16 protein-coding genes and 1 tRNA gene are annotated in these 13,375 nt (G+C 63.3%); 6 read left to right on the plus strand and 11 right to left on the minus strand.

The window, feature by feature from the left end; translation table 11 throughout:
* Positions 1 to 50 precede the first annotated feature (50 nt).
* From KBY73_RS03740 to KBY73_RS03760, 5 genes are all read right to left on the minus strand, one after another.
* Positions 51 to 677 carry a siphovirus Gp157 family protein gene (locus KBY73_RS03740; RefSeq protein ID WP_254935767.1) on the minus strand — a complete coding sequence of 209 codons (627 nt, stop codon included), beginning with the start codon at positions 675 to 677 and terminating at the stop codon, positions 51 to 53.
* A gap of 60 nt (positions 678 to 737) precedes the next feature.
* Positions 738 to 1,232 (minus strand): DUF2493 domain-containing protein, encoded by a 495-nt coding sequence (locus tag KBY73_RS03745; RefSeq protein ID WP_254935768.1) that lies wholly within the window; start codon positions 1,230 to 1,232, stop codon positions 738 to 740.
* Positions 1,233 to 1,470: 238 nt separating this feature from the next.
* Complete coding sequence (locus tag KBY73_RS03750; RefSeq protein ID WP_254935769.1) at positions 1,471 to 1,653, minus strand: hypothetical protein; 183 nt, start codon at positions 1,651 to 1,653, stop codon at positions 1,471 to 1,473.
* Between the two features lie 97 nt (positions 1,654 to 1,750).
* Positions 1,751 to 2,989: a hypothetical protein gene (locus tag KBY73_RS03755; protein ID WP_254935770.1), complete on the minus strand. Its 1,239-nt coding sequence runs from the start codon at positions 2,987 to 2,989 to the stop codon at positions 1,751 to 1,753.
* Positions 2,990 to 3,182: 193 nt separating this feature from the next.
* Positions 3,183 to 3,256, minus strand: a tRNA-Arg gene (locus tag KBY73_RS03760).
* Between the two features lie 62 nt (positions 3,257 to 3,318).
* On the opposite strand from KBY73_RS03760, the gene KBY73_RS03765 reads away from it, so the two are divergent.
* Positions 3,319 to 3,573 (plus strand): hypothetical protein, encoded by a 255-nt coding sequence (locus tag KBY73_RS03765; protein ID WP_254935771.1) that lies wholly within the window; start codon positions 3,319 to 3,321, stop codon positions 3,571 to 3,573.
* Positions 3,574 to 3,623: 50 nt separating this feature from the next.
* Positions 3,624 to 4,367, plus strand: a complete 744-nt coding sequence (locus KBY73_RS03770; RefSeq protein WP_254935772.1) for a hypothetical protein — start codon at positions 3,624 to 3,626, stop codon at positions 4,365 to 4,367.
* An 11-nt stretch (positions 4,368 to 4,378) separates the two neighbouring features.
* Here the strand turns inward: KBY73_RS03770 and KBY73_RS03775 are convergent, their stop codons facing one another.
* Both KBY73_RS03775 and rsmI read right to left on the minus strand, forming a co-directional pair.
* Positions 4,379 to 4,618, minus strand: coding sequence for a hypothetical protein (locus tag KBY73_RS03775; protein WP_254935773.1), 240 nt, complete (start codon positions 4,616 to 4,618; stop codon positions 4,379 to 4,381).
* Between the two features lie 39 nt (positions 4,619 to 4,657).
* Positions 4,658 to 5,581, minus strand: coding sequence for a 16S rRNA (cytidine(1402)-2'-O)-methyltransferase (gene rsmI / locus KBY73_RS03780; protein WP_254935774.1), 924 nt, complete (start codon positions 5,579 to 5,581; stop codon positions 4,658 to 4,660).
* Between rsmI and KBY73_RS03785 the strand changes: the two genes are divergently transcribed.
* The 4 genes from KBY73_RS03785 to KBY73_RS03800 all read left to right on the plus strand — a co-directional run bounded on the left by KBY73_RS03785 (position 5,580) and on the right by KBY73_RS03800 (position 9,224).
* Positions 5,580 to 6,515: a 3'(2'),5'-bisphosphate nucleotidase CysQ gene (locus KBY73_RS03785; RefSeq protein ID WP_254935775.1), complete on the plus strand. Its 936-nt coding sequence runs from the start codon at positions 5,580 to 5,582 to the stop codon at positions 6,513 to 6,515. The two genes, rsmI and KBY73_RS03785, sit on opposite strands and share 2 nt — an antisense overlap.
* Positions 6,516 to 6,691: 176 nt before the next feature.
* Positions 6,692 to 7,378 carry a hypothetical protein gene (locus tag KBY73_RS03790; protein WP_254935776.1) on the plus strand — a complete coding sequence of 229 codons (687 nt, stop codon included), beginning with the start codon at positions 6,692 to 6,694 and terminating at the stop codon, positions 7,376 to 7,378.
* Positions 7,379 to 8,056: a sugar transferase gene (locus KBY73_RS03795; protein WP_254935777.1), complete on the plus strand. Its 678-nt coding sequence runs from the start codon at positions 7,379 to 7,381 to the stop codon at positions 8,054 to 8,056. It begins immediately after the preceding gene.
* Between the two features lie 16 nt (positions 8,057 to 8,072).
* Entirely contained in the window at positions 8,073 to 9,224 is a 1,152-nt protein-coding gene (locus tag KBY73_RS03800) for a glycosyltransferase family 4 protein (protein ID WP_254935778.1), read from the plus strand.
* Positions 9,225 to 9,232: 8 nt separating this feature from the next.
* Here the strand turns inward: KBY73_RS03800 and KBY73_RS03805 are convergent, their stop codons facing one another.
* The 4 genes from KBY73_RS03805 to KBY73_RS03820 all read right to left on the minus strand — a co-directional run bounded on the left by KBY73_RS03805 (position 9,233) and on the right by KBY73_RS03820 (position 13,336).
* Complete coding sequence (locus tag KBY73_RS03805; RefSeq protein WP_254935779.1) at positions 9,233 to 10,141, minus strand: glycosyltransferase family 2 protein; 909 nt, start codon at positions 10,139 to 10,141, stop codon at positions 9,233 to 9,235.
* The gene (locus KBY73_RS03810) at positions 10,053 to 10,853 is read right to left on the minus strand and encodes a glycosyltransferase (RefSeq protein WP_254935780.1); all 801 of its coding nucleotides are present in this window, start codon (positions 10,851 to 10,853) and stop codon (positions 10,053 to 10,055) included. Before KBY73_RS03810 ends, KBY73_RS03805 begins: the two co-directional genes overlap by 89 nt.
* 357 nt (positions 10,854 to 11,210) lie before the next feature.
* Positions 11,211 to 12,488 (minus strand): glycosyltransferase family 4 protein, encoded by a 1,278-nt coding sequence (locus KBY73_RS03815; RefSeq protein WP_254935781.1) that lies wholly within the window; start codon positions 12,486 to 12,488, stop codon positions 11,211 to 11,213.
* The gene (locus KBY73_RS03820) at positions 12,485 to 13,336 is read right to left on the minus strand and encodes a bifunctional 2-polyprenyl-6-hydroxyphenol methylase/3-demethylubiquinol 3-O-methyltransferase UbiG (protein ID WP_254935782.1); all 852 of its coding nucleotides are present in this window, start codon (positions 13,334 to 13,336) and stop codon (positions 12,485 to 12,487) included. The genes KBY73_RS03815 and KBY73_RS03820 overlap by 4 nt, the downstream gene beginning before the upstream one ends.
* Positions 13,337 to 13,375 lie beyond the last annotated feature (39 nt).

Genomic DNA, 13,375 nt, shown 5'->3' on the forward strand with positions numbered 1-13,375 from the left:
GTGTGGGCCCGCGCCTGAAACGGACCCACGTGAAAGGGGGCTCTGCCCCCTCAGTGGATGCGCCAGGAGCGGCGGGATAGAAGCTGGGCGCCGGTGATCTGGCGGCCGGCATTGAGGGCCTCTTTGATGGCCGCCTTATCGGGCTTGCTGGTGGTGGTGACGGTGAGCCACTCGGAATCGAGGGCCTGTTCGTCGTCGATCACGACAGCCGATGACCTGCGGCTGCTGAGCTCGTGATTGGGGAAGGAGAAGCGGGTAGCGGCTGGCTGCAGCTGGGTGATGACAAACACCAGCGATTCCTCCAGGGCATCGGCCCGACTGGCATCAGAGCGGGCCAGATCGGTGAGCCGCTTGGCCTGCTGCTGGCGGTAGGTCGCCTGACCGCGCAGATGCTCGATCACCCAGCAGGTGGCATCGGCCTTATCGGCCAGGGCGGCCTTGTTGCCCTCTTCTGCAAGCAGTGCCGCCTCCAGCTCAGCCAGAGCTGAAGCCCGCTGTTCGGGGTCATCGGTTTCCAGCTGCTCGGCCAGCTGGCCGATGACGGTGGTGAGCTCCTGGGCCTCGATGCCCAGCTGCCAGAGAGAGCCAGATCGCTGGAGTGAGCAGGCCAGACCTGCCGCCTCCGCTCCTGACGCAACGACAGCAGCGGAGGCGGGAATAGAGGTGAGAACAGCCATGAGGGTGTGGGGGAATGAACGGATCGGAAACAGAACGGAGCGCCGATGGCGCACAAGGCTTCAGGAGCGGGCGGAGACAGGAACAGCCCAGAGCCCTGCCGAGGGACTGACCTGGGCCACCGAGATCGGGACCGGAGATCGGGCGGCCATACGGCGGGCTTGCTGCACCAGCGAGGCGGTGCCTGCTCCACCGGGGAAGGCCACGACCAGCACCGAGGCCATCGAGCCAGGGGAGGTGTGAGCCTCCGCCCGGGCAATGGCCTGCTGGAGCAGCTCGCGATTGCGGATTGGCCCGGCGGCCCGGCCGTGGCGCTCCCACTGGGCCGGCATCACCAGAGACGACCAGCCCAGCTGATGGGCCGCTCGGCCGATGGCGGCATCGGCGCCGCGGGCACCGCCATGGAGCAGCAGGTGCACCAGCCGGCCGCCGCTACGGGCGAGCAGCTCAGCGGCGACCCGCTGATGCGGCCAGGCCAGATCGCGGCCGCCACCAGCCGCGATCACAAGCGAATAAGCAGAGCCCGAACGTGGCTCAATTGAATGACAGATAGCCATGGAATCAGCTGCCAAAAGTGACAACTGATCGGGGCATCACAACCGCTCAGAGATACGCGGCTCTGATGGCGAGATCAGGGGATAAAGTTGCCGCAGGCGATGGGCTTGGGGCCTTTGGCGCAACCCTTATTCTACCAGTACGGATGCACTCTAGAGGCAGCAGAACCCTTGCAATGCAATGGATCCACGAAAAGCTGAGCTCCATAGAGGAGCCCCGGCTCGCTGAGAATCAAGACCATCAGATCTGGGCCGAATCAACCCGCCCCCGCCGCGCAGCTGCGAGAGAAACGCTGGGGCCCCTATGGCGGCTACCGCCGGTGACCAGCCCTTCGGCCACCGCAGCCGCGGGAGAGCAGCTGAGCCCGCCACCCCACACCGGCCCCGGAGCGGAGGGCGGCGGCGGCTGGCCGATGCACGCCACGGCACAGCCGTGGCACGCTGAAGGACGGCCGCTGCCGAACGGAGCCTTGCGGCGTTTTTGAGAGTTGTGGAGGGGGCGCTGGGAAGTTGGCGGTGCGTCAGCCCTTGGACGACTTCCACTGGACATTGGCCTGGGCCAAGGCCGCATCGACGACGTCGTCGCCGCACCAACGGCTGTAAGCCGCCAGATGGGTCTGAACGCTGTGGCCCATCAGGGTGGCGGCCACCTTCGGGGCCAGCCCCAGTACGACATGGGCGCGGTGCGCGTAGGCGTGGCGCAGGCTGTAGGGCACCAACTTCTCACCTATGGCGGTGTAGTGGTTCCTGAGCTTCTGCCAGGTCTGGCGCCGTTTCAGATACGTGGCGAGTGCCTCGCCACTTTCACCAGGTCGCAGTGGCGGCATCTGGCCAGGATGGAATCGGTTCAGCAGATCCCATTCAGCCGCCCACTCATCGCAGGGCAGGAGGCGGAGATTGCGTGGTGCGGTGGAGCCGCGGCTGGTCACTTTCCGATAACTGCAGTGCAGGTGATCGCCGCGACGTTCCAGGTGTCGCAACTCCTCAGGACGCAAGCCATAGGCGGCTACCAGCTGAAACGCCAGTCGCCAGCGGGCATCAGGGATCGCTGCAACCATCTCGAGGATGTGCTCGACCTCGATAGGGGTCGTGCGGTTGACCTCGGCTCTTTTTCTTCCGACATAGGGACTCAGATCAAGAGGCGGCGCCCAGCACTCAGGAAGGCGCTCCCCGTCCACCCCCCAACGCAACAGAGCTGCTGTCTGCTGAACCCGCATCTGACGTCCTCGGGCGCCCGGCTGCTGGGACCAGCGATCGGTGACCGCATCCAGGAGCTGGCGTGAATGGCCGGGCGACGGGTGCCTGTGCATCGCGGCCAGGACCTCGCGCATGCCTGGCTGCCAGATCTTGTCCCAGGTGCTGCTCTTCAGTTCGCCACTGCTGATCTTGCGCTGGCGGTAGGCCTCAATGAGTGCTCCCCAGTTGATCGGGCACTCCGGGTCTGATGCCCAGGGGCTCTCCTTTGCTGGTGGAATTTCATCGCGGCTTGGCTCCTTCTCCGCTCCCTTGCTGGTCACGTGGAGCTGCAGGGCGTCGTCCAGTGGAGTGCCGGCCAAGAAGGCCTCTCTCGCAGCTACCGCGTCTGCGGCAATGTCTTCGGCATGGGCTGGTGACCAGGGCCATGTCATCAGGACCTGTCGCTGCTTGCCATCACCGGCACCAGCGGTCACGCGGAGCCGGGCACGCCCCCGATAGGGGCTCACCGACCATCCCCGCGGAAACCCCCGCGCCTGCATGCGCAATGCCAGCAGCGCGCTCACGGGATCTGGCTTTCTGGTGGGCGCCGAGCGGGTCATGCGCGGGACGGGACAAAACTGCTCACAGGTGTGAGCAGAAGTGTGAGCAGTTTGCCCTCAGAGCTTGGCACGGGTGGTCAGGGACAGCCAGCGGCTTCCACGCTGAAAGCCGTTGCCCTGACAGGATTGTGGGGCAAAATTATGCCCCTGATTGAAACGCCCCCTGTTGGATTCGAACCAACGACCGGCTGCTTAGAAGGCAGCTGCTCTATCCGGCTGAGCTAAGGGAGCAGCCGTTGCCATGATCGCTCAGGAGATGGGGGCTTCACAACTGCGGCCCTGGCGCCAGAGTGGTGGCAGTGATCTTTTTTGAAATGCGTTTCGCCCTGCTGCTCTCTGCTGCTGGCTTGCTGGCCCTTGCGGCGCCCTTGGGCGCCCAGGCTGTGAGCTTGGATGAGGCCTGCGGCAAATTTGCCGGCAAGCTCAGTGCCGCCCAGGCTGCGGGTGATACCCAAAAAGCCCAGACGATCTATCAGGAGGGCTCAGCGCGCATCGCTTCGAGGTTCAACGGTGCCACCTGCCCGAACGTCAAACCCCCAACCCCCTAAACCCGCTGGCTCTTTCGGCCTACACTGGTCTGCTGCGCAACGCTCGCCCCATGGCTGCCACCCGGCTCACTGACAGCCAGAAGATCGAGATCGTGGCTCGCTACCGCGCAGGGGAAGTCAGCGCCGAGCTGGCTGAGGCCTATGGCTGCAGCACCAACACCGTGAGCCGCGTGGTGAAGGCTGGGCTGGAGCCAGCTGAATACGAGCAGCTCAAGCAGCAACGCAACCGGCCGCTCAAGCTTTCTCCAGAACAAGCTTCTCCAGAACAAGCTGCTCCAGAAGGAGACGTTCCAGAACCAGTTGCATCAGAGCCTGAACCTCCAGAGCCCGCCGGCGGCGACGAAGAGCATGCGTTGCTGGCGATCGACGATGCCGATGATTTTGGCGATGACGCCAATGATCTCGACTTCGCTGACGACGATCTAGCCGACCAGTTTGTGGCCGTGCCGCTGTTGCTGGTGGATCACGTTGGCGAGCCGGCCCAATGCCAGCCGCTCGCAGATGCGCCCCTTCCAGCCAGCGTTTACATGCTGGTGGATAAAACAGTGGAGCTCCAAGCCAAGCCGCTCAAGGACTTCCCCGAGCTTGGCCCGCTACCCGATGGTGAAGAGGAGCGGCAGGCCCTGATGGTGTTCGCCAATCCCCGTCAGGCCAAACGCCACTGCGGCCGCACCCAGCGCGTGATCAAGGTGCCAGACACTCGCATCCTGGAGCGCACGGCGCCCTACCTGATTGCCCAGGGCATCAGCCGGGTGGTGATGGAGGGCAGCCTCTACTCCTTGCCCGGCAGTTAATCACCGGGCCCTTAATCCCCAGGCAGTTGCTCGTTGCGGGGGACGAGCAGGGCGGCGCTGCAGCCGCCACTGAGTACGCCAATCACTAGCGCGATGCCCACCAGAAAACCGGCTGGCAGGGGTGTGCTGCGGGCAAAGCCCAGGTTGAGGCTGGGGCGCTGGTCGAGGTTTTGAGCACCCAGGCAGAGGATCGCTAGCAGCAAGCCACCGCCCAGCAGGCTGGATGCAAGCAGGCGCAGGCGCACGACCATCAGATCACTAGGTAATCCCTGTGGCGGCAGTCTGCCCGGTCAGGACTCGGTCTGCAGCTGCTCCTGGTGCAGCAGGGCGTAGAGCTCCCGCTTGCTGTGGCCGGTGCGCTCGGCCAGCAGCTTGGCGGCGGCGTTGCTGCTGTGGCCGGCCCGCTGCAGCTCCTGCAGCTCGGCGCTGAGGGCAGCGCTATCCCAGGCCAGGGGCTCTGGCGGCAGGGCGCCTGCCAACACCAGGGTGCATTCCCCCTGGGGCGGGGTGCGGCGGAAGTGCTCGATGGCTGCGCTAACGCTGGGACCCACCTGCTCTTCGTGCTTTTTGGTGAGTTCGCGGGCGACGCGTAGGGGCCGATCACCCAGCACCGCCAGTAGATCATCGAGCAGATCGAGCAGCCGGTGCGGGGCTTCAAACAGCACCATGGTGCGCTGCTCAGTTTGCAGTTCCTGCAGTCGCTGACGGCGCTGGTTGGTCTTGGGCGGCAGGAAGCCCTCAAAGCAGAAGCGGCCGCACGGCAGGCCACTGCTCACCAGGGCGGTGGTGACAGCGCTGGGGCCGGGAATGCAAATCACGTTGTGGCCAGCTGTGCGGGCGGCCGCCACCAGCACCTCGCCGGGATCGGAGATGCCCGGCAGCCCGGCGTCACTGATCACGGCCAGGGCTTCGCCTGCGGCGAGGGCCGCAAGCAGTTCGGGGATGCGGGCGGTTTGGTTGTGGGCGTGGAAGCTCACCAGCCGCGGCCCCTGCTCTTTTTGACGCAGGCCGAGCTGATGCAGCAGCAGGCCGCTGCGGCGAGTGTCTTCGCAGGCGATGCGCTGCACGCCGGCGAGCACCTGGCGGGCGCGGGGCGAGAGGTCGGCCAGGTTGCCGATGGGGGTGCCCACCAGGTAGAGCACGCCGGGGGCGGGTTCGGGGGCTTGCACGGCTTGGGGTGGGCTCCTGCAAAATGCTGAACCCTGCCAACCCATGATGCCGGCTGCCCTCCCCTTGCCCTCTGGCATTGCGCTCGAAGCCTTGCTGGTGGAGCTGCGGCGGCTGAGCTGGGGCGCGGCCGACATCCTGCTGGCCTATGGCCGCGGCGAGCAGCCCCCCTATGGCTTCCCGCCGGCGTTGAGCGTGGATGAGGGCGGCGAGGGCCCGGTGAGTGCGGCGGATCTGGCGGTGAACCAGTGGCTGCTGGAGGGCCTGGCCGCAGCCTTCCCCACGGCGGAGTGGACCGTGCTGAGCGAGGAAACCGCCAAGGAGCAGCTCACTGAAGGCGAGCCCCTGGCGGCGGAGTGGCTGTGGATCCTCGATCCCCTCGATGGCACTAAAGACTTCCTGCAGGGCACGGGCGAATATGCGGTGCATCTGGCCCTGGTGCACGGCGGCGAGCCGGTGCTGGGGGTGGTGCTGCTGCCTGTGCTGGAGGAGCTGTGGCTGGGCGTGATGCCAGGGTTGGCGGGCTCGGCAGGAGAGGCCTGGTGCGAAAGCCGGGTGGGCGAGCGCAGCCCCGTGCGGCTTAGTGGCCGGCGAGCTCTCGGCGAGCTGGTGCTGGTGGCCAGCCGCAACCACCGCGACCAGCGGCTCGAGCAGCTGCTGGCGGCCCTGGCCCTAGGCGACACCAAGGCAATCGGCAGCGTCGGCGGCAAGGTGGCCACGATCCTGCGCGGTGAGACTGATCTCTATATCTCCTTGTCGGGCAAGAGCGCCCCGAAGGATTGGGATATGGCAGCTCCTGAGGCGGTGTTACGCGCCGCCGGTGGCGCCTTCAGCCATGCCGACGGCCGCGCCCTGGCCTACAACAGCGGTGACGTACGCCAGGCCGGCTGTTTAATCGCCAGCCACGGCCCAGCCCACGCCGAATTGTGCGAAAAGGCGGCGGCGGCGCTGGCGGTGATTGATCCCGGTTTTGTTGTTTGAGGGCAAGAGATTGGTGGCTGGAGGGGAGAGGTCGCTTTTTTGTGGTGGACTTAGCTAGGACTTAGCCCACCCCTGAAAATGTTGTTGGCCCCTGCCCGGTCTTCAGTTTTTAGTTTTTAGTTGGCGTTAACTCAGCTATGAGCTGGCTGCAACCCTGCCCTGCCTAACTTGAACCGATGCGTTTGCCCTGGCTGCGTGCCCGACTGCGTCTGGTCGTTCTGGCTGGTTGGGATCTGGTGATGCTGCTGCTGGCCTATGCCGGCATCTATCAGCTGCGGATCGGTGGCTGGTGGGGCGAGAGCAGTGAGGCCTGGGGTTTTGCCCTGGCTTGGCTGGTGTTTTCCTATCTGCTGGGGCGCTACTCGCGCGAGAGCCCCCAGCGCAGCGTGGCCCTGCGCCGGCTGGGGCTGGCCCTGGCGGCGGCGGCGCTGCTGCTGCTGGCGGTGCAGCTGAACAGCTGGCTGGCACGGGTGCTGATGGAGGCCACTCGCTTCCGCGGCTTCCTGCTGCCCTGGCTGGGGTTGGTGGTGCTGGGTTCCCTGCTTGGGCAGACGCTGCTGCGCCGCCGTTCGGTCGTTGGGCTGCCCTGGCTGCTGGTGGCCAGCCCCGCTGAGCAGCAGGTGCTGGAGCGGGAGCTGGCGGGTGAGCGGCGCCGCTGGGGCAGTAGCGAGCAGCCGCTCTGGCGCTGCTGCCGGCTGGAGGATCTGGAGGCGGAAGTGGCGGCGGGTGGGCGCGAGCTGGCGGGGGTGGCGATCAGCACAGCCGCCTTGGGGACGCAGCGGCCCAGCGAGCTGGGGGTGCTGCTGGCGGCACGGAAGCGCGGCCTGAGCTGCTGCGCTTTAGATAGCTGGTGCGAGCGCTAGTTGCAGCGGCTGCCGCCGGAACTGTTTGACCCCGATGCCCTGCTGGTGGGTGAGGGCTTCCAGCTGCAGCCGGGCTGCTTCATCCGGCGCCTGAAGCGCTTTGGGGATGTGCTGGGGGCCGCGCTGCTGCTGCTGGCCACCGCACCGCTGCTGCTGCTGGCGATGCTGCTGATCAAGCTGGAGGACGGCGGCCCCCTGCTCTACCGCCAACACCGCAGTGGCCAATACGGCTCATTGATTTGGCTCACCAAACTGCGCACGATGGCCGTGGATGCTGAAGCCAGCGGTATCCGCTGGGCAACGCCCGGCGATCCGCGCATCACGCGGGTGGGCCACTGGCTGCGCCGCTGGCGCATCGACGAACTCCCCCAGCTGGTGAGCGTGCTCAGCGGCGAAATGAGCCTGATCGGCCCCCGCCCGGAGCGTCCCGAGCTTGAACAACAACTTGAAGCCCAGATTCCCCAATACCGCCTGCGCCACTGGCTCCGCCCGGGCCTGAGCGGTTGGGCCCAGGTGTGCTTCCCCTACGGCGCCTCTGTGGCAGACAGCCGCGCCAAACTCAGCTATGACCTCTATTACCTGCGCAATGCTGGGCCGTTGCTGGATCTGCTGATTGTGGGGATGACGCTGCGGCTGTTGGTCGGTGGTAGGGGCGCGGTGGCGGCTCGGCAGTGTTGATCCAGGCTGGGCAGGCGTGATTCAGCTGTTGCGGGAGTGGCCGCCCGGCTATGGCGGTGTTGAGCGGGTGGCCCATGAACTGGCGAGCGCTCTCACAGCCAACGGGGATTCCGTGACCACGCTCTCCCTGCGAGCACCCTCCTCTGGCAACGAGGGAGGCTCGTACCCGAGTGATCCATTGCCAGTCAATTACGCGCGATTGCGCCTGCCCGCGCTGCGAATGGGCAAGCTGCTCTTTGTCCTTCCCTCCGCCCGCTTGTGGCGGGTGCTCACGAGTGATGAGCCTCTACTGCTGCATCTGCCTTGTCCGATGGTCCTAGTTCTGGGCATGGCGGCCTGGTTGCTGAAGCCGAGGCGAAAGATCTGTGTGTATTGGCATGCGTTTCTGGACTCGCAGAGATGGCTGGTTGCCTTGTTGCTTTCGGTCTATGAGGGCCTGGCTGTTTATTGGATTCGCGCAGCTCAGGTGAATCTGCTCACCACCTCTCCTGTGCTTGCCGAGGCTCTAAGAGAAGAGGGGATCGATCTCTCAAAGATCGCTGTACTTTCCTGTTGCCTGTCGGAAGTTCAAGAACAACTCTGCTTGCAGAAGTGTAAGAACAACCAAGCGGCAACACACCGTGTTGCAGGAGGGAGGATCAAGCTGGTGTTTGTGGGCCGGCTGGGCACCTACAAGCGGGTGGATCTGCTGCTGCGGGCTTTTGCCGGCTCTGCTGCCGGCGAGCTGCACATCATTGGTACTGGTGACACCACGGAGATCGAAGTCCTGATCGCCCAACTCGTGCCTGCCTATCAGCAGGTGGTTCTGCATGGGCGGCTCGATGAGCAGCAGAAACTTGATGTGGTCGCCGCTTGTGATGTGCTTATTTTGCCCTCCTACAGCAGCAATGAAGCCTTTGGGATCGTGCAGCTTGAGGCGATGGCCTGCGGCCTAGCGGTCTGCGCGCCGCAGATCCTCCGTTCGGGCCTGGGATGGGTTGGCTCGCTGAATTTACTTTGTAATAACACCGACCCTGTACAGGACATTCGTGGCGCGATTGAGGTGCTCTCAAGGCCCGAGATGTTGAATGACCTGCGCGCTAGTTCCTTTGCTCGGTATCAGCAGCTTTTTGACCGTGATGTGTGGCTTATTGCACTTGAGGCCTGCCGCGACAATCTCGGCGCATAAGTTCTGAACTACGTGTCACGGGGCATTCTGAGGCCCTCTGCGTACCCTGTTAGCACGGAGCAGATGCGGTGTCTGTCGCCTCTCAGACCAGCCATCAGTGAATAAATAATTTCTACCGCCATGGCAAGTTGCCACTGGCTTCTGGCCAGTACATATCCCCTTGCGCGTGCGTAAAGCATCCGTTTGGCGACCGGTGGACGGTTATTTGGATGCGATAGCTCGGCGATGAAGATAACGGGCTGCTTCATCCTGGACAGCGTGCTGGTGCGGATGAGTAGATCGAGATCTTCCCCGGCTGCAATCTCACGACCGGGGCCAATTCGTTCATCGAATCCACCTGACTTTAGAGCTAGGTGGCGAGGAAGTAAATAGAAGGGTGTGCCAGAGATGCGAATCAGCCATAGTCTGGAGAGAAAGCCGCCATAAAGGTTGCGCCTTGCGGGACAGGGACGCTCCTTCCATTGGGCAAAAAGGATGGGCTGCCCATCAAGCTGCGATTGGGAGAACGGCAGGAAATGAACAACCTGTGCATCATCGTCGAGAAACCAAATATAGTCACCAGTGCAATGCTGGAGTCCGATGTTGCGCGCGTGAGAGGCGCCTGGAGCCGAAGCAATAATCGTGACAGGGTAGGAATATGACGTAGATGCCACATACCTTTTGGGAGACTGGTCAACTATAATAACTTCGCAAGTTTGGCGTTTCTTCTGCAGTGCGTTGTCGATCGATGCCAGGCATTTCGTCAGTTCGTCATGACGGTTAAGGCTCGCAATAACAATAGAGATGAATGGTATTGCTGCCTTGTCTGGCGAGGATTGAATCGTCATGTTATCCGGCACCAAAGAGGCGATTGTTAACTTGCCTCCATTGGAAGTAAAGTTTTCTCTTAGGGCTGATGGGAATCTGATGCGTTTCATGCGCTCGCTGCGTCTCGCTGATTACGCAGTTGAAGTGCGTGCGATCAAAGCTGATTCCACCGCGCCGCATGCACGCGAGAATGCTGCTGGTGCTTCCAAAGGAAAGCTCGCGTTCGTGCTGTATGGCGGCCTTGCCTGCACGCAGTAGCCACTCCAGATCAGCGCATATACGGTAGCTGGGATTGAACAATCCGTAAATCCGAAACAACTCCTCTGAAAAAAGTGTGCCTGCATGGCAGAAAGGCAGGCGCCCCCAGTGCCATCGGCAGGCCATCTTTGGGCAAATAGGCTTCACTAATTTCCCTGTGTTTGAGATCACCGTGCCATAGACAATATCTGGGGCTGTGGATTTAATTAGGGCGAGCGCTTCTATTAGGCCCTGGGTTTCCAGTCTGTCGCCAACACCAAGAAAGCAGTAATAGTCATTATTTGGATTTTTGGTGATAGCATGATTCCATGCCTTGTAGATGCCGCTTCCTGGCAGGATGGCTGCTTCTTTTTTGTTGAGGATCTCACTCAGAAGGGTGTCGGTTCCGTCTGTCGAGCCGCCATCCACGATCGCCATGCTCACCCCAGGAACGATGCAGCTCTGCTGTAGCGCATCGATATGGCGGCTGATCTCGCCAGCTTCATTCAGGCATGCCGTGATCAGACAGATTCGTGGCATTAATGGTGGATCGGGTCTTGAGCAGATCTGCTTCTGACTGTTCACACTAGCTTTAGTATCTCGGAATAGCCTAGGCACGGCGGATTCGCTGGTGCAGGCCGGTTTTGGCAGATCCCAGACCTTCCGCGAACCGCTGCTGTCGAGTAGGTCGACAAAAAGCACAGCGAATAACTATTAAAAATATCTAACTTCTTCTTGCAAGGTGCTGAGCGATGGATTGTCTGTGGTTAATGTTAATCGGATTGGGCACTATCGCCACAATTTTATCGTCAATGAAGGCACTGGGGCTCACGCAACGGGCAGTGTTAGCGATTTTCCTTGCGCTGCAGGTCTAGCGGTTGAGATCGAAACCTCTCTCATTGTCCTACCGATTGCTCATGCGGTAGAAATCATGATGGCACTTCAAGGTTTTGATGGTTGCCTAGAAGAGCTCGGGCAACCAATTGCCACTGATGTCTTGTATATCTCTGCGTACATCCCCGCCACCCGCGCCGGAGCCCAGAGCCGCTCGGCCCGCTCCCTAGCCGCAGCCCCCAAGGCACGGCGACGCGATGGATCCTCCAGCACCCAGCGAATTACCGCCGCGAGGGAAGCCGGCTCAAACGGTTTGGCCAGGGCGCCGGTAACGCGGTCGGCCACGATGTCGAGCAAGCCACCGGTGTTGAAGGCCACTACCGGGGTGCAGCAGGCCTGGGCTTCGAGGCCGGTATTGGGCAGGTTCTCCTGGCGGGAGGGGATCACGAACGCATCGGCGGCGCTGTAGAGGGCGCGCAGGCTGAGGTCGTCGTGCAGGTGGCCGGTGTAGTGAACCGGGAAGCCGAGCTGGGGCGGTGCTTGGGGGGCGAGCTGGCCGAACACCACCAGCTGCAGGGTCTGGAGGTTGGGTTCGGTGCGCAGGTGGGCGAGGGCAGCGAGCAGCAGGTCGATGCCCTTGCGCGGATCGCTGCCGCCGCCGATGGCGCCAAACAGCAACAGCGGGCAGTCCTGCGGCAGCCCGAGAAGCTGGCGAGCCAGGCGCTGGTCGATCGGCTGCCAGCTGTCGGTGTCGATCGGATTGGACACCACCGCTACGGGCCAATCGTGCATCAGGGCACTGGCGCGCACGCAACCGGCCAGCCACTGGCTGGGGCACACGATCTGCAGCGGCAGGCGCCAGTGTTTGCGTTTGCGCTGCCAGGTGTGGCGGTTGAGATCGAAGCCGCTCTCGTGGGCCGGGCGGTTGTCGCGCCGGTAGCCATCGCGCCAGCGGTGATCGGTGGTGTAGTGCTCGGCGCCGCAGAAGGCCCACATGTCGTGCAAGGTCCACACGATCGGCTTGCGGATGCGGGCGATATCGGCAATCGAGAGCATCTCGCCCTGCACCCAGTGCAGGTGCACCACATCGGCACCAGAGGCATTGATCCGCTCAGGCCAGCGCGATGGCAACAACGCCGGGGAGTGGATGATCGGGTTGCCCGTGTGCAGCAGCTGACGAAGCGGCGTGGCCAATTGCGGACGGATACGGCTGATGGCCTTGGCCCATTTGCTGGTGGGGCCCTCCACTGTCCAATCGCCCGAGGCGGCCACATTCACCAGCATCTGGGAGTCGATGCCGGAGCTGCGCAGGCCGTGATGGATGCGATAGGCCGCGCGGGCTGCGCCGCCGTAGATGTCGGAGCAGTTGAGCTGGAAAACCTTCAACGGGCTGGCATCGCAGACATCAAACGCATCAAGGCTCGCCCGGCATGTGTGCGGCCTTTGGGGAGGGATTTCACCCAGGGATACACCCACCGGGCCAAGATCTCAGCTCGCTTAGCCGCCTCTTCATCAAGATCTCCAGTACGCCCATAAGCACGGCCATATTTAACCTTCTCACGCGGCTGCAAGCCCATTCCGCGCATCGCTTGATCCCAGCCGATCGAGAGATGGAAGAGTTGGGGCAGGTGGCAGGCAATCACCGGAGCAAAACAGTTGGCGATCAGATAACGGCCGCCGATACGCAGGTGGCTGGCGGTGCTGGCTGCCAGCGCGATCGGATCGGGCACGTGCTCGAACACATCGGTGGCGACCAGCAGGTCGTAGTCACCCGTGAGTTCGGAAACAAAGCGCACGTTGGGCGTATCTGCAGCCAGGGCCATCGCCGCCGGATGGGGATGGGGCTCCACCACCTCCACCGAGGCCTGGGGCAAAGCCGTGCCGATGAAGCGCGCCAGCCCACCGAAACCGCCGCCGAAGTCGGCCACGCGCGCAGGGGCTTGCTCCATAACCCACGCGGTGAACGCCTGCCGAATGGCCAGGCTCTGGGGATCCTGCTCGATGAACAGGCCATTGAGCAGCCACACGGGATCCCGGTAGAAGGCCGTCACGCGCCCATCCATCTGCAGGGGATCACAGCCATGGTCATGCCACTGCTCATCCATCAACTGCCACAGTTGCTGCAGCGAGGGATAGCCCTGGTAGCGCTCGAACACGCTGTGGAGATAGCTGCGCTCCGTTTCTCCAAGGTGCTCGCGAACGGGCGGGGCAACGAGTCGGTTGACCTCAACCATGCCGGCCTCCCCATGCGGAGGCGGCTGGCGTACTGAGCG

Origin of the sequence: Cyanobium sp. Tous-M-B4 (assembly GCF_024345395.1) — a bacterium.
Lineage (GTDB): Bacteria > Cyanobacteriota > Cyanobacteriia > PCC-6307 > Cyanobiaceae > Cyanobium_A.